General features: G+C 47.5%; 23 protein-coding genes. 21 read left to right on the top strand and 2 right to left on the bottom strand.

Annotated features, from left to right (window positions below; all coding sequences use genetic code 11):
* Positions 1–13: 13 nt before the first annotated feature.
* Entirely contained in the window at positions 14–829 is an 816-nt protein-coding gene (locus ASG16_RS24940) for a sporulation protein YpjB (RefSeq protein WP_056492836.1), read from the top strand.
* 61 nt (positions 830–890) lie between these two features.
* On the opposite strand, the gene ASG16_RS24935 is transcribed toward ASG16_RS24940, so the two are convergent.
* Positions 891–1,748 (bottom strand): YitT family protein, encoded by an 858-nt coding sequence (locus tag ASG16_RS24935; protein WP_048032659.1) that lies wholly within the window; start codon positions 1,746–1,748, stop codon positions 891–893.
* A 217-nt stretch (positions 1,749–1,965) separates the two neighbouring features.
* On the opposite strand from ASG16_RS24935, the gene ASG16_RS24930 reads away from it, so the two are divergent.
* From ASG16_RS24930 to ASG16_RS24860, 15 genes are all read left to right on the top strand, one after another.
* Complete coding sequence (locus tag ASG16_RS24930; protein WP_048032660.1) at positions 1,966–2,310, top strand: nucleotide pyrophosphohydrolase; 345 nt, start codon at positions 1,966–1,968, stop codon at positions 2,308–2,310.
* Positions 2,307–3,059: a 4-hydroxy-tetrahydrodipicolinate reductase gene (dapB, locus tag ASG16_RS24925; protein ID WP_056492839.1), complete on the top strand. Its 753-nt coding sequence runs from the start codon at positions 2,307–2,309 to the stop codon at positions 3,057–3,059. Before ASG16_RS24930 ends, dapB begins: the two co-directional genes overlap by 4 nt.
* 48 nt (positions 3,060–3,107) lie before the next feature.
* Positions 3,108–3,518: a methylglyoxal synthase gene (locus ASG16_RS24920; protein WP_056492842.1), complete on the top strand. Its 411-nt coding sequence runs from the start codon at positions 3,108–3,110 to the stop codon at positions 3,516–3,518.
* Positions 3,515–4,210, top strand: a complete 696-nt coding sequence (bshB1, locus tag ASG16_RS24915; protein ID WP_056492845.1) for a bacillithiol biosynthesis deacetylase BshB1 — start codon at positions 3,515–3,517, stop codon at positions 4,208–4,210. The genes ASG16_RS24920 and bshB1 overlap by 4 nt, the downstream gene beginning before the upstream one ends.
* A 16-nt stretch (positions 4,211–4,226) precedes the next feature.
* The gene (gene bshA / locus ASG16_RS24910; protein WP_056492848.1) at positions 4,227–5,369 is read left to right on the top strand and encodes an N-acetyl-alpha-D-glucosaminyl L-malate synthase BshA; all 1,143 of its coding nucleotides are present in this window, start codon (positions 4,227–4,229) and stop codon (positions 5,367–5,369) included.
* A gap of 128 nt (positions 5,370–5,497) precedes the next feature.
* Positions 5,498–6,721, top strand: coding sequence for a CCA tRNA nucleotidyltransferase (locus ASG16_RS24905; RefSeq protein WP_056492851.1), 1,224 nt, complete (start codon positions 5,498–5,500; stop codon positions 6,719–6,721).
* Positions 6,711–7,694, top strand: a complete 984-nt coding sequence (locus tag ASG16_RS24900) for a biotin--[acetyl-CoA-carboxylase] ligase (protein ID WP_056492853.1) — start codon at positions 6,711–6,713, stop codon at positions 7,692–7,694. Before ASG16_RS24905 ends, ASG16_RS24900 begins: the two co-directional genes overlap by 11 nt.
* Before the next feature lie 260 nt (positions 7,695–7,954).
* Positions 7,955–8,818: a 3-methyl-2-oxobutanoate hydroxymethyltransferase gene (gene panB, locus ASG16_RS24895; RefSeq protein ID WP_056492856.1), complete on the top strand. Its 864-nt coding sequence runs from the start codon at positions 7,955–7,957 to the stop codon at positions 8,816–8,818.
* The gene (gene panC / locus ASG16_RS24890) at positions 8,815–9,681 is read left to right on the top strand and encodes a pantoate--beta-alanine ligase (RefSeq protein ID WP_056492858.1); all 867 of its coding nucleotides are present in this window, start codon (positions 8,815–8,817) and stop codon (positions 9,679–9,681) included. Before panB ends, panC begins: the two co-directional genes overlap by 4 nt.
* Before the next feature lie 20 nt (positions 9,682–9,701).
* Positions 9,702–10,085, top strand: a complete 384-nt coding sequence (gene panD, locus ASG16_RS24885) for an aspartate 1-decarboxylase (protein WP_007723146.1) — start codon at positions 9,702–9,704, stop codon at positions 10,083–10,085.
* A gap of 82 nt (positions 10,086–10,167) precedes the next feature.
* Positions 10,168–11,574: a tetratricopeptide repeat protein gene (locus ASG16_RS24880; RefSeq protein ID WP_056492861.1), complete on the top strand. Its 1,407-nt coding sequence runs from the start codon at positions 10,168–10,170 to the stop codon at positions 11,572–11,574.
* 91 nt (positions 11,575–11,665) lie between these two features.
* Complete coding sequence (gene dinG, locus ASG16_RS24875; protein WP_056492864.1) at positions 11,666–14,569, top strand: ATP-dependent DNA helicase DinG, 3'-5' exoribonuclease type; 2,904 nt, start codon at positions 11,666–11,668, stop codon at positions 14,567–14,569.
* A 41-nt stretch (positions 14,570–14,610) separates the two neighbouring features.
* Positions 14,611–15,516 (top strand): ComEC/Rec2 family competence protein, encoded by a 906-nt coding sequence (locus ASG16_RS24870; protein WP_056492866.1) that lies wholly within the window; start codon positions 14,611–14,613, stop codon positions 15,514–15,516.
* Between the two features lie 15 nt (positions 15,517–15,531).
* Positions 15,532–16,155 (top strand): redox-sensing transcriptional repressor Rex, encoded by a 624-nt coding sequence (locus tag ASG16_RS24865; protein ID WP_048032672.1) that lies wholly within the window; start codon positions 15,532–15,534, stop codon positions 16,153–16,155.
* A 16-nt stretch (positions 16,156–16,171) separates the two neighbouring features.
* Positions 16,172–17,476, top strand: a complete 1,305-nt coding sequence (locus ASG16_RS24860) for an amidohydrolase (RefSeq protein WP_056492869.1) — start codon at positions 16,172–16,174, stop codon at positions 17,474–17,476.
* Positions 17,477–17,539: 63 nt separating this feature from the next.
* On the opposite strand, the gene ASG16_RS30610 is transcribed toward ASG16_RS24860, so the two are convergent.
* Positions 17,540–17,719, bottom strand: coding sequence for a hypothetical protein (locus tag ASG16_RS30610; protein ID WP_133257456.1), 180 nt, complete (start codon positions 17,717–17,719; stop codon positions 17,540–17,542).
* 133 nt (positions 17,720–17,852) lie between these two features.
* On the opposite strand from ASG16_RS30610, the gene ASG16_RS24855 reads away from it, so the two are divergent.
* From ASG16_RS24855 to ASG16_RS24835, 5 genes are all read left to right on the top strand, one after another.
* Positions 17,853–18,557: a hypothetical protein gene (locus tag ASG16_RS24855; RefSeq protein ID WP_056492872.1), complete on the top strand. Its 705-nt coding sequence runs from the start codon at positions 17,853–17,855 to the stop codon at positions 18,555–18,557.
* Between the two features lie 29 nt (positions 18,558–18,586).
* On the top strand, positions 18,587–19,066 hold the full coding sequence (locus ASG16_RS24850) for a cell wall elongation regulator TseB-like domain-containing protein (RefSeq protein WP_056492874.1): 480 nt from the start codon (positions 18,587–18,589) through the stop codon (positions 19,064–19,066).
* Positions 19,067–19,218: 152 nt separating this feature from the next.
* Positions 19,219–19,746: a hypothetical protein gene (locus tag ASG16_RS24845; protein ID WP_056492877.1), complete on the top strand. Its 528-nt coding sequence runs from the start codon at positions 19,219–19,221 to the stop codon at positions 19,744–19,746.
* Positions 19,739–21,250 carry an AAA family ATPase gene (locus ASG16_RS24840; protein WP_056492881.1) on the top strand — a complete coding sequence of 504 codons (1,512 nt, stop codon included), beginning with the start codon at positions 19,739–19,741 and terminating at the stop codon, positions 21,248–21,250. The genes ASG16_RS24845 and ASG16_RS24840 overlap by 8 nt, the downstream gene beginning before the upstream one ends.
* A 178-nt stretch (positions 21,251–21,428) precedes the next feature.
* A complete protein-coding gene (locus ASG16_RS24835) occupies positions 21,429–24,254 on the top strand; it encodes a WIAG-tail domain (protein WP_056492884.1) in 2,826 nt (941 codons plus the stop codon).
* Positions 24,255–24,407: the final 153 nt, after the last annotated feature.

The raw sequence follows: 24,407 nt of genomic DNA, 5'->3' as shown, positions 1-24,407 counted from the left end.
GAGGTTATTTGCGTTGAAGAAAAACATCCGGTTTTTATTATTCTTTCTCATGATCGGGTTGTTCTTGTCGTGGCCCATTCATAATTTGTATTCGAAGCTGAATCAACCGATAGAAGAAAAGCAATTGGCAGCATTGGACCAAATTGCACATGAGTTACTGACGTATGCAAAAAAGGGCGATCTTGAAGGGGCAGAACAGCGCATTGTACAGCTCGCAGAACGATTCCCGAACCAGCATTTGCCCAATCCGATCCGAATTGAGAGTCTGAATGCAGTGACACAGTCCATACTGGCAGCCAAGCAAAGCTTTGCATCCGCAAACGCAAGTGAACAGCAATTGCTGTGGCATGCCACACGGGTCCGTATCGCCATAGACGCATTAACGCATGATCACCAGCCGATGTGGCGTAGCTACTATCCCTCGCTCGTCACACAGGTTCAAAACCTGCAGCTAACGGCTGTTGAGCGGAATTTTAGCCAGTTTCGCGAACAGTTCGATGAAAATTACCGATTATTTTTGGCCATTAAACCGGGAATGAGTATTCAGCTTCCAGAGGGGCAAATGTCCTCGATTACGGTAGCGTACGATATCATATCCAAAGAGATGCGAAACAGCCAGGTAGATTGGCAGTTGGTACGAGAGGCGTTGCGAGAACTGAACAGCTCTTTTCAAGTGGCTTTTGTGGGAGAAGAGAAGAGTACATTTGCTCGTCTAATGATGCGGCCAGATTCACCTATTGTCATTCTCGCATCGATTTCGATTGCTTTGATCATAGCCTTGTCTTATGTGGCGTGGAAGAAATATGATGGAGAAATCCGTTCGACCTAATAGATGCCAAAAAACCCTTGCCAGTACGAAAAGGCAAGGGTTTTTGTTGTGCAGCTTCGTGCTAATCGTGAAGCGGCTTCTTGTTTTCATCAAGGGTGAAGCCTTCTCCGAGAACTTCATGTACATCATTAACGATGACAAAAGCATGCGGATCAATTTCTTGCACAATGGTTTTAAAACGCATGACTTCGTTTCGGCTGACAACGACATAGATGACTTTCTTTTCATCACCAGAGTAGGCACCTTTACCAGCTAAGAGTGTCACACCACGACCTACATCAAGAATTTGCTTGGCGATGCTATCTGCTTCGTTGGAGATGATCGTCAATGCTTTTCCTGCATAAGCGCCGTCCTGGAAAAAGTCGATGACACGTGCTGCAATAAAGACGACGACGAGGGTATACATAGCGCTTTCCAGATTCAAATAGACGAGGGATGCTCCAATGACCAAGATGTCTCCAAAAAACAACGTCCTTCCCATACTGATACCCATGTACTTCTGAAGCAGTCTGGCAATGATGTCCACACCGCCGGTCGTCCCGCCGTATCGGAAAATAATCCCTAAACCGACACCAACCGCTACCCCGGCATACAGGGAAGCAAGCAAGCGATCTTTCATCGGCAATGGAAGCACACCATCAAATAAGGATAAAAAGACGGAAAGAGAAACCGTTCCCAAAATCGTGTAGAAAAAAGAGGTTCGTCCAAGAATTTTCCAGCCCAAGAAAAATAACGGTATGTTCAGGACAAAGAAGACGATTCCCTGATCGACAACAGGAACTAACAGCTTGATCAAAATGCTGATACCAGTAATACCGCCCTCAGCTAGATGGTTGGGAATGTTGAACGCGTTAATACCAAATCCCATAATGGCAGAACCGATGATAATGGCAATGATACTGTCAAGACGAATTTTCATATATCCTCCTGTTCGCCGGATCAGGAAACAGGCTTCCCCCCGGACGTGATGTGCAGGTAATACTTGTGTTACCTGAGGGCTATCCGAAAGCCATTATAAATGAACGCTCGTTTGATTGTCCATATGCTGGAAAGACGAAGTATTGTGATTTGGCAAACGAAGCCTTTTTTAGTACGATAGGTGACAGAGAGAAGAATGTGAAAAAAGGAGTGGGCGGATGGAACGGCAAAAGACTATGCAAGAGATGCAGCAAGAAGTTGATCAATACATATCGCAATTTAAAGAAGGATATTTTTCTCCGCTTTCGATGCTGGCTAGAATGACAGAAGAAGTAGGAGAATTAGCCAGAGAGATTAACCATTTTTATGGAGAAAAACCGAAGAAAAAGGATGAAGGCGAAAAAACAGTAGAGGAAGAGCTGGGAGACGTACTCTTCATCGTGATTTGTTTCGCAAACTCACTCGGAATCGATTTGCAGGAAGCGTTTGATCGTATTATGCACAAGTTTAATACTCGCGATAAAGATCGCTGGACAAGAATAGAGGAGAACGAGCAAGCATGACTAAACAAATTCGTGTAGCAGTTGCAGGCGCAAATGGTCGGATGGGGCAAGAAGTAGTGAAAATGCTGGCGCAGGATACCGCACTCGTTTTTACAGGCAATCTGGATACGCGCGTGAGTGAAGAAGAAATCAATCAACAACTAGACGAAATGAAGCCGGATGTTCTGGTAGACTTTACGACACCGCATACAGTTTATCGTCATATGGAGCTGTGTTTAGCGCGTGGTGTGAGACCCGTCGTCGGAACAACGGGGCTGACAACAGAGCAGTTGCAAGAGATGACTGAGCGCTATAAAGAAGCGGGACTGGGTGCCATCATTGCGCCGAATTTTGCGATCGGCGCGATTCTATGTATGAAGTTTTCCGCAATGGCAGCAAAATATATGCCGCATGTGGAAATTATCGAGCTGCATCATGACCGCAAGCTGGATGCGCCAAGCGGAACCGCTTTGAAGACGGCGGAGATGATTGCAGCCGTTCGGGAAGAGCTCAAGCAAGGGCATCCTGAAGAGGTAGAAACGATTCCAGGCGCTCGCGGAGCAGATTACGAAGGCTTCCGAATTCACAGTGTCCGTCTGCCAGGCATGGTTGCTCATCAGGAGGTTTTGTTTGGTGCAACAGGCCAAACGCTGTCGATTCGCCATGATTCGATTAACCGGGAATCTTTCATGCCAGGTGTGAATATAGCCATTAAAGCCGTAATGAATATGAACGGATTGATTTACGGATTGGAACATTTGATTGATTAAACGTTTGATTAACATATATGATACCCAGCCATAAAGGGAGAGGTTTTCTTGAAAATTGCATTGATTGCCCATGATCGAATGAAAGAACAGATTGTGCAACTAGCGATGGCCTATGAATCCATTTTGGCAAAGCATGACCTGTATGCCACAGGAACAACTGGGTCGCGAATCATGGAAGCTACGTCGCTGTCCCTAACCCGATTTCTGTCAGGGCCATTAGGAGGCGATCAACAAATCGGTGCGATGATCGCCCGCAATGAGATGGATTTGATTATCTTTTTGCGTGATCCGCTTACCTCTCAGCCACATGAGCCTGATATTATCGCACTGCTTCGACTATGTGATGTGCACAAAATACCGTTTGCCACCAATCTTGGTTCGGCAGAAATCATGCTGAAGGCTTTGGAGCTGGGACAACTGGATTGGCGCGAAGTGGTGCATGAGGAGAATGAAGCATGAGTTCACTCGATATTTTGGCAATCGGCGCTCATCCTGACGATGTTGAGATCGGTGCGGCAGGCAGCCTGATCTTGGCAGCTAAACAGGGGAAGCGCGTGGGGATTCTCGACTTGACCTATGCCGAATTGTCTTCGAATGGAACGGTTGAAAGAAGGCAGCAAGAAGCGACTGCGGCTGACCAGGTTATGGGAGTGGCTGCTCGCTATAATTTTGGCCTACCTGATCGCGGCTTGGAAGCAGTCAGGGAAAGTGCAATCGAACGTGTCGTAAAGCTCATTCGCGAAACTCGTCCAGCCATTGTGCTTGCACCTTATTACGCGGATCGTCATCCAGATCACGAAAGTGTAAGTCGCATCGTTCGAGAGGCGGTGTTTAATGCGGGCATCCGCAAATATTTGCCGGAGCCTTCTGTGCCTGCCTATCGACCTTCGCAATTCCTTTACTATTTTATTAATTCCACTGTCACGCCTCAGGTTGTCGTGGATATCACCGCTGTTTATCCGCAAAAAATGGAGGCGCTGCGTTGCTACCGCAGTCAGTTTGAACTAGAAGAAGGCAGCGTCCAAACACCGCTTACCAACGGGTATCTGGAGTCTGTCGAGTATCGAGAGCGACTGTTTGGTCAGCAGGCCGGTGTACCTTACGCAGAAGGATTTGTCAGTGCAGCTCCGTATGTATTAAAGAGCTTGTGAGAAGGAGTGACACTGTATGAAGATCGGGATTACTTGTTATCCGTCATTGGGCGGATCGGGGGTAGTAGCCACAGAGCTGGGCAAGCTATTGGCCGAGCGAGGACATCAAGTCCATTTCATTACAGGTGGAATGCCATTTCGCTTAGGAGCGTTTCACCCAAACATTTTTTATCATGAAGTAGAAGTGAACAACTATGATGTTTTTAAATATCCACCCTATGATTTGACCTTGGCGAATCGAATGGCGCAAGTGGCGAAAAATGAAAACCTGGACTTATTACATGTGCATTATGCTGTGCCACATGCGTTGTGTGCGTTCCTCGCCAAGCAAATGGTTGGGGATCATTTGAAAATTGTGACCACCTTGCACGGGACGGATATTACTGTTCTGGGTTATGACTCGAACTTGAGTGATATGATCCGCTTCGGCATTGAGCGAAGCGATTTGGTCACAGCGGTGTCTAATGATTTGATCAGGCAGACGAAAGAGCTGCTGCATACGGAAAAAGAAATTGTCCCTGTGTACAATTTCGTAGACAAGCGGCGTTATTACCCGAAAGAGGTTACGAAGCTGAAAAAGGTATTTGCACCGAATGGTGAAAAAATACTTATGCACATTTCTAATTTCCGTCCGGTCAAACGTGTGCCGGATGTGATTGAAATATTTTCGCGCGTACGTGAAGAAGTGCCTTCCAGACTGATTCTCATTGGAGAAGGTCCCGAAATGGGTCTGGTCCGCAAGATGATCGCTGAGCTTGGTCTGAACGACGATGTTTGCTTCCTCGGCAAGCAGGAAGACGTCGCAGAGGTCTTGTCGATGGCAGACATCATGCTGCTTCCATCAGAAAAGGAAAGCTTCGGTCTCGTCGCATTGGAAGCAATGGCTTGCGGTGTGCCTGTCGTCGCTACAGTGGCAGGAGGCTTGCCCGAAGTTGTCCTGGATGGTGTGAACGGTTTCTTGCGCCCAATTGGGGACGTGGATGGTATGGCGAAAGAAACAATTCGTCTCTTGCAAAACGAAGAGCTATACCGCGAATTCTCAGCGAATAGCATCGAGCGATCCTGCAAAACGTTTTGTCACGAAACGATTGCCTCTCAGTATGAAGCACTTTACGTCAACTTGCTGGCAAGCAAAACCGAAGAAAACCTAAGCTTTTGAACGTAAGATGGAGCTTTTAGCTAGCTGATGTACCTTGGATATAAAAATGAACAATCCATACAAAACTCTCATGAAAAACGCCTCCTTGTGTAGATCAGGCGGAGCAAACCAGAAAGGGGGGAATTGGATTGGCGATAGAATTGGCAAAGCGTGTTCTCGACAGATTGGAGGAACACGGCTTCGAAGCTTACTATGTGGGTGGTTGCGTCCGCGATTGGCTTTTACAACGACCTGTTCATGATATAGATATATGTACGAATGCCCATCCCGGCGACGTCATCCGATTGTTTCCCGATCATGTCCCGACTGGTCTGAAACACGGTACTGTGTCTGTAAAAGTCGAGGGGCAAATGTTCGAGGTAACCACGTTTCGGACGGAAGGAAAATATGAAGATTACCGTCGACCCGCTGAGGTTCAGTTCGTTTCAGAACTTCGGCTCGATCTGGAGCGACGAGATTTTACGATGAACGCAATGGCGATGGATCGTCATCTAGTATTGCACGACCCGTTCGGTGGTCGAGAGGATATAGAGCATCGGCTGGTTCGGGCTGTAGGCATTCCGCTAGAGAGATTTCAGGAGGATGCCCTTCGGCTTTTACGAGGTGTGCGCTTTGCTTCCCAGTTAGGTTTTGCGATAGAAGACCAGACCATGCTTGCGATGAAACAGACTGCGCCTTTGTTAGCTCATATTGCTGTGGAGCGCATCAGGGAAGAGCTGAATAAAACGCTCGACAGCAAAGCCCCAGAGGTAGGTTGTCAGTTGTTGAATGAAACGAGGCTCATGGCTTATGCCCCTGAGGTAGAAAAACTGTTCGTCCTCTCAAATGAGCATGTCTGGCGGCTGCATCATCTGCAAACCGTGACGCAAAAATGGTCGTTGCTATTGTTTGCGGCGAAATATTCACCTGTGCAATCGCGTGAAGTATGCCAATTCCTCAAAATGTCCAAACGCGAAACAGAAGTAATTTGTTGCATGGTTGAACTTCTGATGCGATTTCAGCCGCAATGGGATGTCCCTCAAGCGATCGAGTGGGGACCACTGCTGCTTGAAGTCGGGTGGGACACGTGTAACGAGTTTTTCCTTTTGTTGCAAGCGTGTTGGTGGAAGGAGAGGCAGTCGTTTTCGATGCAAGCACTCCTCGATCAATACGAAAGCATGCCTGTCAAAACCATCAAGGATTTGGCAATCACGGGGCTTGACCTGCAAGTAGCCACTCAGAAAAAGCCAGGCGAATGGATTGTCCGCGTCTTGGAATCGTTGCTTAGACAAACGGCGCTGCACGGTTTACCAAATACACCAGAAGCACTCGTCGAAGTTGCAAAGAAAGAGGTTGCACAAGATGAACATTAAGCAAGTCATCCTTCAAGCATTCCGTGATCAGCCAGGCAGTTTCATCTCTGGTGAAGAATTAAGCCAAACATGTGGTTGCTCTAGGACGGCGGTTTGGAAACATATTGAAGAGCTGCGCCGGGATGGTTATGAGGTGGAAGCGGTGCGCAAATCGGGGTATCGCCTGCTGGTTGCCCCTGATCGCTTGTCAGCAGCAGAAATCATGGCTGGACTGGAAACGAATCGGATCGGTCAAAATGTTATCGCTTACGATGAGGTTGTATCTACACAACCACTTGCACACGAGGCTGCGGCAAAAGGGGCAGTAGAAGGCACGATTGTGCTGGCAGAGCTGCAAACAGGCGGGAAAGGCAGACTCGGCCGTCCATGGCATTCTCCGAAAGGAACGGGGATCTGGATGAGCTTGATCATCCGTCCTTCGATTCCGTTACCGAAGACACCTCAGATGACGTTGCTAACGGCTGTTGCTGTAGCGAAAACGATCCGGGAAGAGACTGGGTTGCCTGTCAAAATCAAATGGCCGAACGATATTTTTATCGGTGACAAAAAAGTATGCGGGATTTTGACAGAACTCAATGCTGAATCTGATCGGGTCAATTATTTAGTAATCGGAATAGGACTCAATGCCAATAGTGTCGAGTCTGATTTCCCACCTGAACTGGCACAGATTGTGACTTCGCTTCGAATTGAATCTGGTGAGCCACTCAAGCGTGTTTCGCTTATCCAGCGCCTCTGCCGAATTTTTGAAGAAGAGTACGACCACTATTTGCAGGCCGGCTTCGAGCGTGTAAAACAAGAGTGGGAGAATCATTCATACACCATTGGCAAATGGGTGACCCTCCAGACGATTTCACAACAGCTTGAAGGTCGTGCCGTTGGTTTGGATGAGGAAGGTGTACTCAAGGTAGAGGATCAGGCGGGACAGATCCACAAAGTTTATTCGGCTGATGTCAATTATCGTGCAAATGATTAAATCATTTGCTATACTCCAATTTGGAGGCTGTATCACCTCGTGAACGGTACTCCCGGAGTATTTTTGTATCTATCGTGTAATCTTATAGCAATACGTGTAAGGACAAAAATCTGCTCAGAGCCTGTGTGGACCGAGACAGAAGGAATCCGCTAACGCAAAATGTCTTTTTGACATGGACAACCTTCTCCCGATTGACGCGAGAAGGTTTTTTTATTCCTCACACGATCCACGGGCTTGATGCGAAAGAGGAGCAATGAAAAATGGCACAAAACGACAGACCAATTACGACTTCGAGTATCCGCAAGAAAAAAGAAATGCGAACTCCGATTACGATGGTGACCGCCTATGACTATCCGTCAGCCAAATTAGTGGATGAAGCTGGCGCTGATATGATTCTGGTCGGTGATTCATTGGGAATGGTCGTACTCGGTTATGATTCCACCATCCCTGTTACGATGGAGGACATGCTACACCATACGAAAGCAGTAACGAGAGGAGCCAAGCGTGCCTTTGTCGTGGCGGACCTGCCTTTTCTCAGCTATCACGGAACAGTTGAGGAAGCGGTGAAAAACGCGGGCAGACTAATGCAAGAAGGGCTGGCCAAGGCGGTCAAGATGGAAGGAGGCCGTGAACTGGCCCCAATCATTACACGCTGTGTACAAGCAGGCATCCCTGTCGTTGGACATATTGGACTTACTCCACAATCGGTACATCAATTAGGCGGTTACAAAGTACAAGGAAGAGATCTGGAGGCAGCCAAAAAATTGTTGGACGAAGCCCTTGCTATTCAAGAAGCGGGTGCATTCGCCATTGTGCTGGAATGTGTTCCAGAGGAGGTCGCAGGCATGATTGCAGACAAGCTGGACATTGCTGTGATCGGAATCGGAGCGGGTGCGACTTGTGATGGGCAAGTGCTGGTGTTCCATGATATGGTCGGCTACGCATCGGATATCACGCCGAAATTCGTGAAGCGCTATGCAAACATTGGTGAAACTATTCGTGAAGCAGTTGAGGTATATAACAAAGAAGTTGAAGCAAGAAGCTTCCCAGGGCAAGAGCATGTCTTCCATGCATCTGAAGAAACCATCAAGGAATTGTACGGGGAAGGAGGAAAGCAGTCATGATGCAAACGATGATGCAACAAGTCTCCACAATCGCAGAGATGCGCGTTCATATAAAAGAGGCACGTCGGCAAGGCAAAACGATCGGGATGGTTCCGACCATGGGCTTTCTGCATGAAGGACATCTCAGCTTGGTGAAAGCTGCCCGTGAAGTATGCGATTTGGTTGTGATGAGTATTTTCGTAAACCCGCTGCAATTCGGACCGAATGAAGACTTTGAACGTTATCCACGTGATATCGAGCGGGATAGTAAAATGGCAGAAGAAGCAGGAGTGGACCTCCTGTTTACTCCGGAAGTGAGTGAAATGTATCCGACGCCGATGCTGACTAATATTTCAGTGTCAAACGTGACGACTCCTTTGTGTGGAGCTTCTCGTCCGGGTCATTTTGATGGCGTATCGACCGTCGTCAATAAACTGTTTCAAATTGTCCAGCCTGATTACGCCTTTTTTGGACAAAAGGATGCCCAGCAAGTAGCCGTTGTGACGCAAATGGTTCACGACTTGTCGATGCCAGTACAAATCGTTCCATGCCCGATTGTCCGCGAAGCGGATGGACTGGCGATGAGCTCACGGAATGTCTATTTGTCAGTGGATGAGCGAGCACAAGCACTCGTGCTGTCACAGAGCCTAAGGCAAGCAGAAGAATGGCTGAGTGAGGGCGTGGCTCTTTCTACAATCAAGGATCGTATCACGCAAATGATATCTGAGAAGCCGCTGGCAGATATTGATTATGTGGAAATTTTGAGCTATCCAACGCTTACACCAATTGAGCAAGAAACGGCAGGTCAGACGATCATCATCGCGCTAGCTGTTCGTTTTGGCAAAACACGTCTGATTGACAATACGATTACATCAATCAAGTAGTGATAAGGGAGGAATTGTTAGTGTTCCGCACCATGATGAAAGCAAAAATCCATCGCGCAACGGTAACTGAAGCAAACTTGAACTATGTTGGCAGTATTACCATCGACAAAAATTTGTTGGATGCACTGGATATTTTGCCAAATGAAAAAGTACAGATCGTTAATAACAACAACGGAGCGCGTCTGGAAACATACGTCATCGAAGGTGCTCCAGGCAGTGGTGTCATTTGTTTGAACGGAGCAGCTGCACGTCTCGTGCAAGAGGGCGATATCGTCATTATTATTGCCTATGCGATGATGACAGATGAAGAGGCAAGAACCTACAAGCCCCGTGTCGCCATCATGGATGAAAAAAATCAGATCAAAGAATTGATCGCAGAAGAAGTACACGCGACGATTCTGTAAGCGATTTGTCCGTTCCTGCATAGAGCCACCTGCCTTGTGAGACAATGAAAGTACTCATGCCTCATAGGGGGTGGCTTTTCTTGTGAAAATCGAGGACTGGTTTCATACGCTACGTAACAAAGCGCAGACGATTGAAGAGAAGTGGCAGGGGGCTTCTGAACAAGAACGTCTTCAGCTCGCGGAACAATTGTTTCAATTGCGCCAAGTAAGTGATACAGTCGTAGACCTGTGGCTGCAATTCGAAGAAAAATTATCGAATGCAATTCGAAACATCAAGGAAATGGAAGGACAGCTTCCAGCGGAAGAAAAAAAGCATCAATCGAAGGTGAATTCAGAATCACCAAAAGCCGTTGAAACGAATCCATACGAGCCGATTTTTCGCCGAGGAGAGGGCTTTTATCATTTACGCATGTTCCAAGACGCAAAAAAGTGTTTTGCAGAATTAGTCCAAAAATCGCCAGACTGGGAAAGTGGACGTCTGTACTACGCCTACAGTCTCCTTTTGTGTGAGGAGAACGAATTAGCTTTTCGGGAATTCCGTCTTCTCGGCAGGACTGCAAGCTCACCTACCATTGTGGCCATCAGCTTTAATGCCATCGGGTGCATATTGGCAGAAGAGGAGCAATGGCTAGAGGCGACCCAAGCTTTTAAGACGTCTCTCGAGATCAAGCCAGAACAGGAAGAAGCCAAATACAACCTCGCGCTATGCTATTTAAGAGATGGCGACGCACAGGAAGCTTTGGACGAATTGGAACCGTATCTAGAAAAAAACGAGCACGATTGGGAAGCGCAGATGCTATGGCTGCGTGCTGCCAAATTACTGCATACGATGGATCAGACGGTGGAATGGAGCCCTCCGAAAGGCTTGCAACTGCCGACACGCGATTTGGACAGCGATACTCTTCAGGAAATGGCCTCCTTATACGAAACAGTGGGTAATTACCACCGGGCACAAATTTGTTATCATTTTTTGACGGAGCGTTCGCCAAAAGATGGGTGGACGTGGCATGGCTTAGCCTGGAATACGTGGCTCATTGCTGGTACGAAGCGCGCATTAACGCTGGTCAAAAAAGCGATCAGTCTTGCCCCCGAAAATGACGACTTTCTTTTTAGTTATGGATGGATGCTGTTATTTGACGGAAGGGTAGAGGAAGCAATCAAAGCGTTTCGGATCATGCTGGAGAAAAACCGTGACAATCGCCTCGGACAATCCGGGATGATTTCCGCATATGAAAAGCTGGGGGATACACAAGAAGCAAAACGGTTGGCAAAGTATTTCCTGGAAGACGCTGAGCCATATGTACGTTCGTTAGGGTATTTTCATCTGGGAAGAATCGCAGTTGTGGAAGAAAATTGGCGCCTAGCTGAACAATATTTTCAACGGGCATTGCCATTCGCAGAACAGTTATGGGAAATCCCCATCTATCTACAATTGTGTGCAAGCAAGCTCGGTCAATCAGAAATGCAAACCGAGCTCGTACAGCCTTAAATGTACAGGAGAGCAGGAATATTTCCCATCGTTGCCGAATGTGAATGGGTGCGGATTGAATGTTTCCGCCCAGGTTACGAGGTGACAACGTTTGAATCGATTACTAGTTGTAGATTTTGAGACGACGGGAAGCCATCCACGCCAAGGTGACAGCATCATTCAGATTGGTGCCGTCGCAATCGATGACGGGCAGATTACCGAGAGTTTTTCCACCCTGATTCATCCGGGCCAGGATATTCCGCCGTTTATTACCCAATTAACAGGGATTACCAATGAGATGGTTGCAGATGCTCCTTCTTTGGAAGAAGTGTTTCCAGATTTCTTGCGTTTATTGGACGGACGAGCTTTTGTTGCGCATAATGCAAGCTTTGATCTCCAATTTTTACAAGAAGCCCTGCTGAGCCAGGGCTATTATGCGTTTGACGGCTACGTGCTTGATACTGTGGAGCTATCCCGCGTACTTTTGCCGATGCAAAATAGCTACAGACTCGGAGAACTGGCGTCTGAGCTGGAAATCGAGCACGATAATCCCCATCAAGCAGATAGCGATGCACTCGCAACGGCGCAGCTATTTCTCCACTTGCTCGATATTTTAAAGAGACTCCCGCTCGTGACGATCCAGCGCCTGCAAATGCTCGTCTCTTCGTTTCGCTCTGATATCGAGGTTCTCTTACGTACGATCGAGATGGAAAAGCTCATAGAGCTGCCAGAGCTGGCTGGAACGCCAACCGAAACGGATTCCTCAGACATGTGGGATGTTTATCGCCAGTTGGCCCTTCGGAAGCGAGAAGAAAAATTAACAGCCTCGCTAAAACGTTCCCATGTCGATGTGACAGTGACCAAAGCGTTTGCTGACCAGCTCGAGGATGTTTTGGGCGAAAACGGGCACATGCAGGAGAAAATGTCGGGGTATCAACGTCGGGATGCTCAGGAAGCGATGATGCATGCCGTCTATGAGGCAATGGAGGATGGTGCCCATTTATTGGTAGAGGCTGGTACAGGTACGGGAAAATCATTAGCCTATCTCTTGCCGGGAATCATTTGGGCTCATCACAATCAGCAGCAGTTGGTGGTCAGCACCAACACCATTCAATTGCAAGAACAACTGTTCCATAAGGAAATCGCTACCTTGCAGGAGTCTCTGCCGTTTTCCTTTACAGCTTCGACGCTAAAAGGCAGAGGAAATTACTTATGCTTGCGTAAATTTGAACAAGCCGTGGACGAGCCAGTAGAAGGAAGCAGCCAGGAAATGCGCTTGGTCAAAGGACAGATGCTGACGTGGCTCACGCAAACCGTTACCGGTGATGTGGAAGAGCTGAGCATGCCTCCGAGTGGCCAATTGCTGTGGCAACAGGTAAAAAGTGATACGAGCTCTTGTTTGAATCGGGCTTGTCCGTGGTTTAGTCGTTGCTACTATTTTCAGGCGAAGGAAAGGGCTCGCGATGTCGATGTACTCATTGTCAATCACGCCCTATTCATTAGCGACTTGCAAGCGGAGAATAGAATCCTCCCTCCGTATGAAGTGGCCATCGTCGATGAGGCTCATCATTTGGAGGATGCCGCAACACAGCATTTAGGCAAGCAGTTTTCAACCACGCAGCTTCTATTCTTGTTAGATCGCGCATCGGTTGAAGAGAGTGGGGCAATTGCCCGCTTCGCAGAAGAGGTACAAAGCTGGATGCCTGCGGTACAAGAAGATGTAGCCACTAAGCTTCTGGAGCTGAGAAAACAGTCCGCTGCCTTACGTGAGAAAGCGCAGCAATGGACACAGCTCTTGTATGCATGGGCATCAGATCGTGCGGAGGAGACGACGGACGCAGGACGTGAGACGGTACGTTATCGGATCGAATCGTTTGTAGGCAAACACGAGAAGATACGCAAAATAACCAAAAAGCTGATTGAAGGGATGACCGCATACGCTGCGGGCATCGAACAGCTTTTGCGAACGACTCCGCAAGAGGAAAAGCCTCCTTTTGCCGTACGCAGTCTACTGACAGATTTATTCGGCCTCATCAAAGACTGGCAAAACGCCGTGGAGCTGCTTCACTTCTTTTTGCTTGAGCAGGATGCCGAGTATGTATATTGGATGGAAGTAGAGTCCCGTACAGCTCGCAAGCAGGTTCATTTGTCAGCAGCACTCTTGAAGGTTGCCGACTCTCTGGCAGAACCGCTTTTCGCGCAGAAGCGGAGTCTGATCTTGACATCAGCCACTCTGACGGTCAAAAACAGCTTCTCTTACATCAAAAGCCAGTTTGGTCTCGACCAACTGCCCGAGGAACGAGTGCGTACCTTGTCACTGCCATCGCCGTTCCACTATGAAGAGCAGGGATTACTGTTGATTCCATCTGATTTCCCCGCACCAGGCAAAGAGAGTGACCACACGTATTTGGAAGCGATCATTCAAGGGTGCGTGGACGTCGTACTGGCTTCGAAAGGAAGGACGCTGATCCTGTTTACCTCCCACTCGATGCTTCGACTTGTTTACCAAGCGATGAAGGAACGTCTTGCGGAGGCCCCAGAACCGTATACGTTATTCGGTCACGGGATAGATAGCAACAATCGGAGCAAGCTGGTGCGTCTATTCCGAAGTATGGAGAGAAGTGTCCTGCTTGGGACGAGCAGCTTCTGGGAAGGTGTCGATATCCAGGGGGAATGGCTGAGCAGTTTAGTCATTGTTCGCCTCCCGTTTGCTCCGCCGAATCATCCTGTCTATCAAGGCAGGGCAGAGCTTTTAAAAGCAGAAGGAAAAAACGCTTTTATGTCCTTGTCTCTTCCACAAGCTGTTCTGCAATTTAAACAAGGGGTGGGTCGATTGATTCGCCACCACTTGGATCGCGGGGTCGTGATCGTTCTAGACACGCGTGTGGTTGAGTCGAGATATGGACGCTCATTTCTTCAATCTTTGCCGCCATTTCAGATCGAAAGCGGTCCATGGCCAACGCTGCGAGAGCGCATAGAGCCATTCCTTAGTATGCAATCCCTGTCAGATTCATAAAATGAAGCAATAGTCTCATAGGGATTAAGGTGATAAAATAAATGTTATGGAAAAAAGCGTGGCCTTGGTGGATTGTAGTTCTTAGTGCGATTTTCCTTTGTGCATGCTCGATTGATAGCCATTTGTATTTGCAAGAAGCAGCAGTAAAGATAGATGACCCGTTTGAAACAGAGACAGAACAGGAATTTTCGGGTCTCATTATCACCTACTTGGCACTTCCACATGGTGAGAGTACGCTTTTGAGAATGCCAGGCGGCAAAACGATGCTGATTGATACGGGTACGGCAGAAGATTGGCCCGTTCTCTCGGCGCGCTTGGCAGAACTCAAGATCACACGGCTCGATTATGTAGTGGTGACGAACGATCTGCCTGAGCATATGGGAGGCTACGTTTCATTGAGCGAACAAGTGCTTGTAGATGCCGTCATTTTGCCCAAGCTGATCGCACCATCGATTCGCCATGTCGTGCTGCTTCGCTCCAACCAAAAACAGATGGAAGCAGAGCAAGGACAAGTACTCACTCTTGACCAGGAAATCTCCATGGAAGTTTTGCTCCCGGATGAACCGTTATTTTTATCGCCTCAGAACAATTCTCTCGTTTTTCGATTGACGCACGGTCAACTGCGATTTTTATTTATGAGCGCCGTGAATGAAAAAGCAGAGGAGCGACTGTTGGAACGGCAAAATGACAGACTGAAGGCAGAAGTGCTAAAGGTAGCCGGTCAAGGGAGCAATCAAGGCTCTTCGCAACCATTTCTGACGCAGGTCGATCCTCAAGTCGCCATTATTCAGACAGGCCGATCGCGGGATCAAATGAAAGACGGTCAGACGGAAGTCATGGAGCGCCTGGGTGAGTCTTGGGCCGAGACATACGTTACCAGCCACGACGGTTCCATTACCATTTTATCGAATGGAAAAGAATATCGGATATTGAAGCAAAAGAATTAGGGGGGAAGACCGAACGTGGCAAAACACGAAAAGATTTCGGAAGCGGTCGTCCGTCGTTTGCCGATTTATCTGCGTTACCTCAGTTATTTGCAGCAAGTTGAGGTGACCACCGTTTCCTCCCAACAGATGGGCAAGAATCTTGATGTGAATCCTGCCCAAATCAGAAAAGATCTTGCAGCTTTTGGTGACTTTGGAAAAAAGGGAATCGGCTACGATGTCGATTATCTGGTGGAAAAAATCCGTGAAATTCTGAAGCTAACCGATGAAATCCGTGTCGCTTTGGTCGGAGCTGGGCATTTGGGCCATGCCATTAGTAACTACAACGCTTATTTGAAAGATAACATGCGGATTGCGGCCATCTTTGACAGTAATCCAGAGAAGCAGGGCAAAAAAGTCGCAGGGATACCGATTCAGCCTTTATCAGAGCTGAAGGAAACGATCGTAAACAAGCAAATCAAGCTCGCGATTATTACGGTACCGGCACCTGCAGCGCAATCCGTATGTGATCAGTTGACTCAAGCGGGTATCAGGGGGATCTTGAATTTTGCCCCTACGACGATTCGCGCAGGAAAAGATGTTCGCATTCACTATGCGGATGTGACGTCCAACCTGCAAAGCTTGGCCTACTATTTGACGTAAGAATGGAGTGTATACTATGAAAAAGACGATCCTCATTCACGCAACAGTCATTACCGTTAACGATACGAATGAAGTCATTTACGATGGTGCCGTAGCGTTCGAAGGTAACAAAATTACGTATGTGGGCCCAACTCCTGAGGACTTGTCGGAAGCAGGATACGATGAAGTCATCGATCAAAAAGGTGATTACATACTGCCTGGCTTAATCAACACGCATGGACATGCTGGTATGTCCCTCCTACGAGGGTATGCAGATGATTTGCCGCTGCAACAATGGCTGGAAGATAAAATGTGGCCATTGGAGGCACAATTCACGGGAGACACAGTAAAATGGGGTACCCAATTGTCTCTTATCGAGATGATTCGTACCGGAACCACCACGTTTGTAGATATGTATGATCATATGGATGTCGTGGCGAAGGAAGTCGATGCAGCAGGCATGCGTGCCCGCCTTTGCCGCGGTATGATCGGTCTGTGCTCCGAAGAAGAACGTCAAACAAAGCTGAAAGACGCGACTCTTTTTGCAAAAGAATGGCATAATCAGGCAGACGGGCGCATTACCGTCATGATGGCACCGCATGCACCGTACACTTGCTCGCCAGAATTTATTACCCAAATTATTGAAAAAGCTGATGAGCTTTCCTTGCCACTTCATATCCATATGTCTGAAACGGCTTGGGAAGTCGGTCAAAACGAGAAGGACTACGGTCTGCGTCCAGTTGCTCATTTGGAAAAGTTGGGTATGTTCAATCGTCCAACACTCGTCGCGCACGCTGTTCACCTAACGGATGAAGAAATCGACATTTTGGCAAAATACAATGTGAGAGTTTCTCATAATGTAGTGAGCAACCTGAAGCTGGCAAGCGGTGTTGCACCTGTTCCGAAGATGTTGGCAAAAGGTGTAAGCGTGTCACTGGGAACCGATAGCTCGGCAAGCAACAACAATTTGAATTTGTTTGAGGAATTGAAACTCGCTGCGATCCTGCACAAAGGTGTGAACAACGATCCAGTTGCCGTACCAGCAGAGGAAGCACTTCGCATGGCAACTCATTATGGCGCAGAAGGGGTATTCCAAGAGGAAACGCTCGGAAGCATCGAAGTAGGCAAGCAAGCTGACCTGATCGTACTGGATAGCCACCAAGCTCATTTCCACCCGGCTCACCAACCGATTTCACATGTGGTGTACGCGGCAAATGGACGCGATGTAAAAGATACGATTGTAGCGGGTAAATTTTTGATGCGTAATCATAAGCTCTTGACTATCGATGAGGAGCGCGCGATTTACGAAGCAAACCGCGTATTCCAAACATTAAAACGGTAAAAGGCTCCTGTCAGGTGGGGGACAGGAGTAAGGCAGTGCAGGTGTAGGTAGGGGAATTGGATACTACGACGTTCCGTTGTTCATTTTCGCTACAGCTTTTGTCAGGAGATGATGGCGAAAATGAAGAGTGGGTGTGTGCGACCATTGACGCAAGGGAGACGACAATCCTGCCCAGGAGACGCGGTATTCCTGTAACAGAAACCCAAGTATGTCAGGAGATGTGGTTTGTTGCGAAGATGTCACGCGCTCACCTCCTCGGGGTGTATAAGTAGTATGACCGCCCGACCTTAAGCTATGATTAGCAACTTTTCCGTGTCGTTCTAAAACCTTCCCGTATAGCATAGGCTAAAGACAAAAATGGGACAGGGGGGACGACATGTACATCCGGCCCAAAATGCTGTGGTGGCTCATTCCTATCCTACTCGGTCTATTTCTGCTTGGGATTGTATTGGGGACAGTAAGTCGATCAGCCAATACAGACAGCACAGATACTGCGTCCGCGGTCAGACAAACAGCAGGAACGGAGCAGACAGCGAGGACGGTAGCAGAGCTTTTGGAGCAGATTACGAAGGACGAGGAGCGCTCATTTCTGGTATACATGCAGGATCAGACCTTGCATGGGCGATTTCAAAATGAGCAATTTCAGCTCACAGGAGAAATTGGTGGTCACCAGCTTGAAATAGCCAGAAAAGATGGGCAGCCCGTATCGGTGCGAATTAATGGCCAGATACAGGATCATGCCGCACTGCCGTATGCGATGTTCACCCCGTATGAGCACGGATTATTGCTCAAGGGAGTTTTACAATCGGTTAGTCCTGAACGCCTTGAAGATACTACAGGGCAAGGATGGAGTGGATATCGGATAGCGGTTCCACCTGAGGAAGTTTCTTCGTTATTATCGATGTGGTTAGGTCCATCCTTCCCTATTCAAGATTTGACTTCAAACGTAACGAATGGAATGAAAGTCAATTACCAACTATGGTACGAGTCAACTACGGGGCAGCTTCGCCAACTGGAGCTGGATTTGCAAATACAAACGGCAGTTGGAGTGAAGAGAGATCAGCTTCGATTCCGATTGTAATGTCAGCCACGTAAAGGAGTTACTTTGCTGTGTTAGTACGAATTATCCTATCAATCGTAGCCGTCATTTTACTTACGGGAGCTGGGTTCGCCTATCACCTGACGGCTTCTTTAGCAGGAGAGCGCAATCAATTTGAGGAAGCCGTTCGTCAGTGGGTTTTTGATCGCACGACAATCACGGAGATTGAATCCATTGATGAATATCGAGGCAAAGAGAGCTACGCTGTCGTCATCGGGAAAAATAAGGCGGGTACACAGGTTGTAGCATGGATGACAGATCAGAAGGTAAGCTTCGATCGAATGGATCTAGCTGTTCCAAAAAAGAATGTAGAAGAAGCGGTTTACAAGTCATTCCCGCAATCGGAGATCACTCATTTAGTTCCTGGTCTCGAAAACGATAAGAAATTTTGGGAAGTCACTGTCAAAGACAAAGACGGTCGTTTTCACTATATTCACTATGATCTATTCACAGGTGCTTTGCTAACCTCATACGTGCTTGCGCCAACCTAATACGCTTGCTTGACGACAGGCCTTTTCCTTATGGGAGAAGGCCTGTTTGGCATACCATCCAACATCTGTATAAGAAATTGATATACTCATATGATATACTGGGGACGTTGCAAAGAGAGAAAACGAGAACGATATATATGGGGGGAGTAGCCGTGCAGTTGAAAAAGAGCGCAATTGGATTATCTTTGGTGGCAACCTTGGCACTCCTGTTCGGAGGATGGTTCTTGTATCAAAAGATGGAGATTGAGGAGCCAATCCGTGCAGAAATCGGACAAATGCAGTCCGCGACATTGGGCAATTTGGAGATCAGCAAAGATAAAATTCAAATAGATGTAACTGTTACAAAACCAGACGCATTTCCAGCAGAATATCGTAATCTGCTAACGGAAACACAAAAGGTCGCTGGGGAAAAAAAAGTCGTCATTGACATAGACAACCAATCGACAGCGATGAACGATATATGGCAGAGCGGTCAATTTGTGTTTACAGAAGCCGTGGAGCTGCATGAATACAGCCGCATTCCAGCCCTCGTGGAACAATGGAAAAAGGGGAATCAGCTCGACGAAGCATCCGCATTGATGGATGACGAGAACATTTATGTTTACTTGAAAAAAGGAACGGAGGATTTTTACACCATCATCCCCCGTTCCATTGAAAAAGAGGTGACGGCACGTGCGTAAGGAAGTACTGATCGGCGTCGTACCTGCACTGCTAATTTTTCTTGTTTTTCTTGGTGTAAATATTACGCCATTCTTGGTGTTCGGAGCCGTACTGGGGGCGATTTACTTTCTGGTCATCCGTCAGCAAAATGGACAAGGCGGGAATGTGGCCCTCGGTGGGAAAAGAAAAGCAAACAAGCATGAGCTGCCAAAATCAGACGTGCAGTTTGCGGATATCGGTGGACAGGAACGCGCTAAAAAAGAATTGAAGGAATCCCTTGATTTTCTCGTGTACAAAGACAAAATTGAGCAGTATGGGATTCGCCCGATCAAAGGTGTTCTTTTGACAGGTCCTCCTGGTACGGGTAAGACACTGATGGCGAAAGCGGCAGCGAACTATACAAATTCTGCCTTTGTGGCGGCATCAGGTTCGCAGTTTGTAGAGATGTACGTGGGTGTCGGTGCACAACGCGTCCGTGAATTGTTTCAAGAAGCGAAGACATTAGCAGAGAAAAATGGGCAAGACAGCGCGATTATTTTTATCGATGAGATCGATGTCGTCGGTGGAAAAAGGGACGGTCAACAGCAGCGTGAATACGATCAAACCTTAAATCAACTGTTGACGGAGATGGATGGTGTAGCTACGACCGACAAGCCGCGGATTTTAGTCATGGCAGCTACGAACCGAAAGGACATGCTCGACGCAGCGTTGTTGCGTCCTGGACGTTTTGACCGTCATATTAGCGTCGATCTTCCAGACAAACCAGCACGCGAGCAGATTTTGACCATTCATACCGCCAATAAACCGCTAGGCGAGGATGTCACATTGGAAAAGGTGGCACAGGAGACATTCGGATTTTCTGGCGCACAGTTGGAAAGTGTAGCAAATGAAGCAGCCATTTATGCCATGCGTGACCGTCAGGAAAAGATCACGGCGAAGCATTTTGCCTATGCAGTGGACAAGGTCATGCTCGGTGAGAAGGTAGATCGTCAAGCATCAGAGGAAGAGAAGAAGCGCGTTGCCCTCCATGAACTGGGACATGCCATTGTCAGTGAGAGTGTGCGACCAGGCTCTGTCTCGCAAGTCACGCTGAGTCCACGTGGCAAAGCACTAGGATACGTCCGACAAAATCCAATGGAAGACCGCTATCTGTATACCAAGGAAGCAATGGAGAAGCAAATCATGGTTAGCCTTGGGGGAGCCGTAGCGGAGGAAATCTACTACGGTGGGCGCAGTACTGGATCGAAGAATGACTTCGAGCAAGCGCTGGGAATGGCACAGGAAATTGTACAAAGCGGTATGTCCGAGCTAGGGATTGTACATTTGCAATACGTGGATAAGAATCGGATTCATGACGAGGTTGAGCGTCTGCTGGAGGGATTGCTCGTAGAAACTCGCAATCTTTTGAGACAGTATGACTCCGTATTCCAAACGGGCTTGTATACATTGTTGGAAGCGGAAGTTCTGCAAGGCGATGAGTTCAGGGCGCTATTGTCACAAACGAAGGAAGAAGTTGCTGTATAAGTAAAGATAAAGAACCTGCTAGCCAAAGGAAGAGTTGGTGAAGCAGGTTTTTTTGTGTTTGCCGGCAACTTTGGCAAATCAGGATGAAACAATTTTGTAGACACGGTGCCAAATAGGGAAATGGATGAATATCCTACAAAAGTGATACGGGAATGAAATCAGGAGGCAAGGAGACCCTATGGCCAATGTGAACCGGCGAAAAGCTAACAAAAGTCTGAGTAAAACCTTTAGGCAGACCATGAACGAGTTACCGCTCTCATATACATCATCACCTGATCGGGAGTGGATGGAAGACCTCGAATTAAATCTGCTTGAAAGTAATTTGGAGAGCACTCACAGAATACCTCCCCTCTCTGCTGCCACACCGAAAGAGCAACAAAAACCGATTCCCAAAGTACCCAAGCAGGACCTATCCTCCAAACAGGACTCGTTTTCCAAACAGGACTCGTTTTCCAGACAGGATTTAACTTCCAGACAGAATTCAATTTCCAGACAGGACCCAACTTCCAAGCAGGATTCAACTTTCAGACAGGACTCAACTGCCAAACAGGAAGCAGCTTCCAAACAAAACGCATCTTCTAAACAAAACGGATCCTCCAAACAAAGCTCAACTGCCAATCCGAACTTTTATTCAAAGGTCATCAAAGATCGAAACGATGATCGTGTCCAATCGTTTGTCTATACAGACGACTTGACAGATCAATCGGTGACAACAGAAAAAATTGCGAACCGTGCCATTGACGCGTCCAAGATTAAGCAAGGCGCCGTGGATAATTCGATTTTGAAGGATTATGCCGTGGACAGCAGTAAACTCGCGGACAAGAGCGTAACCTCCACCAAACTCGCACCGCACGCGGTACAAAGGGATCATCTGGGGCAAGGAATCGTAAGTGGCGAGCATTTGCAGGATTATTCGATTTCTGCGCAAAAATTGATCAACCATAGCATTACGTCGGAGAAGTTAGCTGATAAAACCATCGACTCGATGAAATTTGCCGACCACTCGATCCAGAGCAAGCATATTCAGGATCAAGCGATCACGAATGAGTTGCTCCAGGATCAATCGATTACTTCGGAAAAAATAAAGATGGGGACCATTCAAACAAGTAATCTCGCCAATTATGTGATAAACACAGTGAAGCTTGAGGATGGAGCTGTCACAGGCGATAAATTACGCGATGGAGCAGTAACTTCCACGAAGATCGACGAAGATGCAATTGAGTCTCAGCATATTCGTGAAGGCTCCATTTACCACCATCATCTCACGGAAGAGCTAATAGATGGCAGTAACATTAGCGCTGGTAGCATCACGGATCATCACATTGCGTTTCAGGCCATTTATAGCCAGCATTTACATCCAGAAGCGGTGACCAGTGATAAAGTCGGGCCATATGCGATATTGACGGAGCATTTGGACAACAACAGTGTCACGTCAGAAAAGCTCGCCAAAGAATCAATCGGCAGCACACATTTACAAGCTGGCAGTGTCCTATCGAGTCACTTGCAAGACGGGATGCTGACGGCTAAAAAAATTGGGGATCAGCAGATTACCACAGCCAAGATAGCTGATAAGGCGATCACTACCGACAAATTGGCAAACAGGAGTGTAGGAGAGCAACACTTGCTCGATGAGAGTGTGAGTTCACGACATCTGATCGACGGGACCATTCGCTCAGAAAAGCTGGCGAGAAGATCTGTGGAAGAACAGCATTTAACTGACAGAATCATTGGGGGCAATCATCTACGCGAGTACATCATCCAGACCCAGCATCTGCATGACCACTTGGTGACCACATCAAAATTGGCGCCGGAATCTGTTTCCACAGACAAAATTTCAGATTTAAGCATTACGACAAGCAAACTTGGAGATGCCGTTATCACAGCGCCCAAAATAGCCAAAGATGCAATCAAGACACGCCATCTGGGCAGATCATCCGTCACGGGGGAAAAAATTGCGGAAAAAGCAATTTCCTCTACACATCTCAACAGTCACATCATTCAGGCAGACCATCTCCAAGGTAACTCCATTTCGAAGGAAAAAATACAGGACGGCAGTGTCACTCGAGATAAAATAGCCGATCAGAGCATTGATGCGAGCAAGCTGGATAGCCATTCTGTTCATGGAGCTCATGTCATTAAAGGCAGCTTGGACGGAACGCACATTAAGGAAGGGACGCTCAAAGGGAATCATCTTATCAGCAAGAGCATAACAGAACAGCATCTGCAAAACCGGATTATTACGCAGGAAAAACTGGCAGAGGACTCCGTGACCGGTTCTAAAATTGCGTCCAAAGCTGTCACTACGCATCACATTGCGGATCAGTCCATTACTGCTGAGAAGATGACCTTTCCCGTAATTGAGACGCATAATCACATAGGAGTAACCTTGCAACAATTCGGTTTCGTCCCCTTCAGACTTTCTGCCACTAGCAAGTCTACAGATGTGATTGTTCGATTGCCACAGCCGTATGCGGATACACATTATTGTATGGTCGCGATGACAAATCAACCGGGGATATATACGTCGCTCAAATACACGAAAAGGACTTCCGCGATGATCACCGTATTTCGCAATCAAGAGGGGCAGGAAGCGACTGGAGTGATTCACTGGATCGGGATTGGAGTAAAAGGAGTAGATGTCCCACACGAAATGTTGGAATGGTCAACAGAGATGGGACAACTGGAGGCAGAAGAAGTCGAGGAAGATCAAAGTGACGAAGATCACGACTTTGAAACGGAAGACATGGATGATGAAGATACGTATGATGAAGACGTGGAAGTGGAGGACGTAGAAGACGAAGATACGGATGATGAAGACGCGGAAGATGGGGACATGGAAGACGAGGATACGGATGACGAAGACATGGAAGATGAGTACAGTGACGAGGAAGACATGGAAGATCACGACATGGATGAATATGAAGAGGAAGAAGACACGGATGAAAGTGATTTCGAACAAGATTATGAAAGTAGTGAAGAATACGATATCGAGAACGATAAATAATTCGGTAGGAAACAACAATGGGGCGAGTGGATGATTCAGAAGCAGGGAGGCCGATGTTGAGATCAGGTCTCCCAAATGCACAATAGTTTACATAATCATTTTATGGTTAACATTTTGCAGGGAGACTTTCATTGAATTTGCAGGCACCCAATA

It is taken from the genome of Brevibacillus sp. Leaf182, assembly GCF_001423865.2.
Taxonomy (GTDB): Bacteria; Bacillota; Bacilli; order Brevibacillales; family Brevibacillaceae; genus Brevibacillus; species Brevibacillus brevis_C.
Note: the sequence above shows the minus strand (reverse complement) of the source record. Positions and strands in the feature narration are given on the sequence as shown.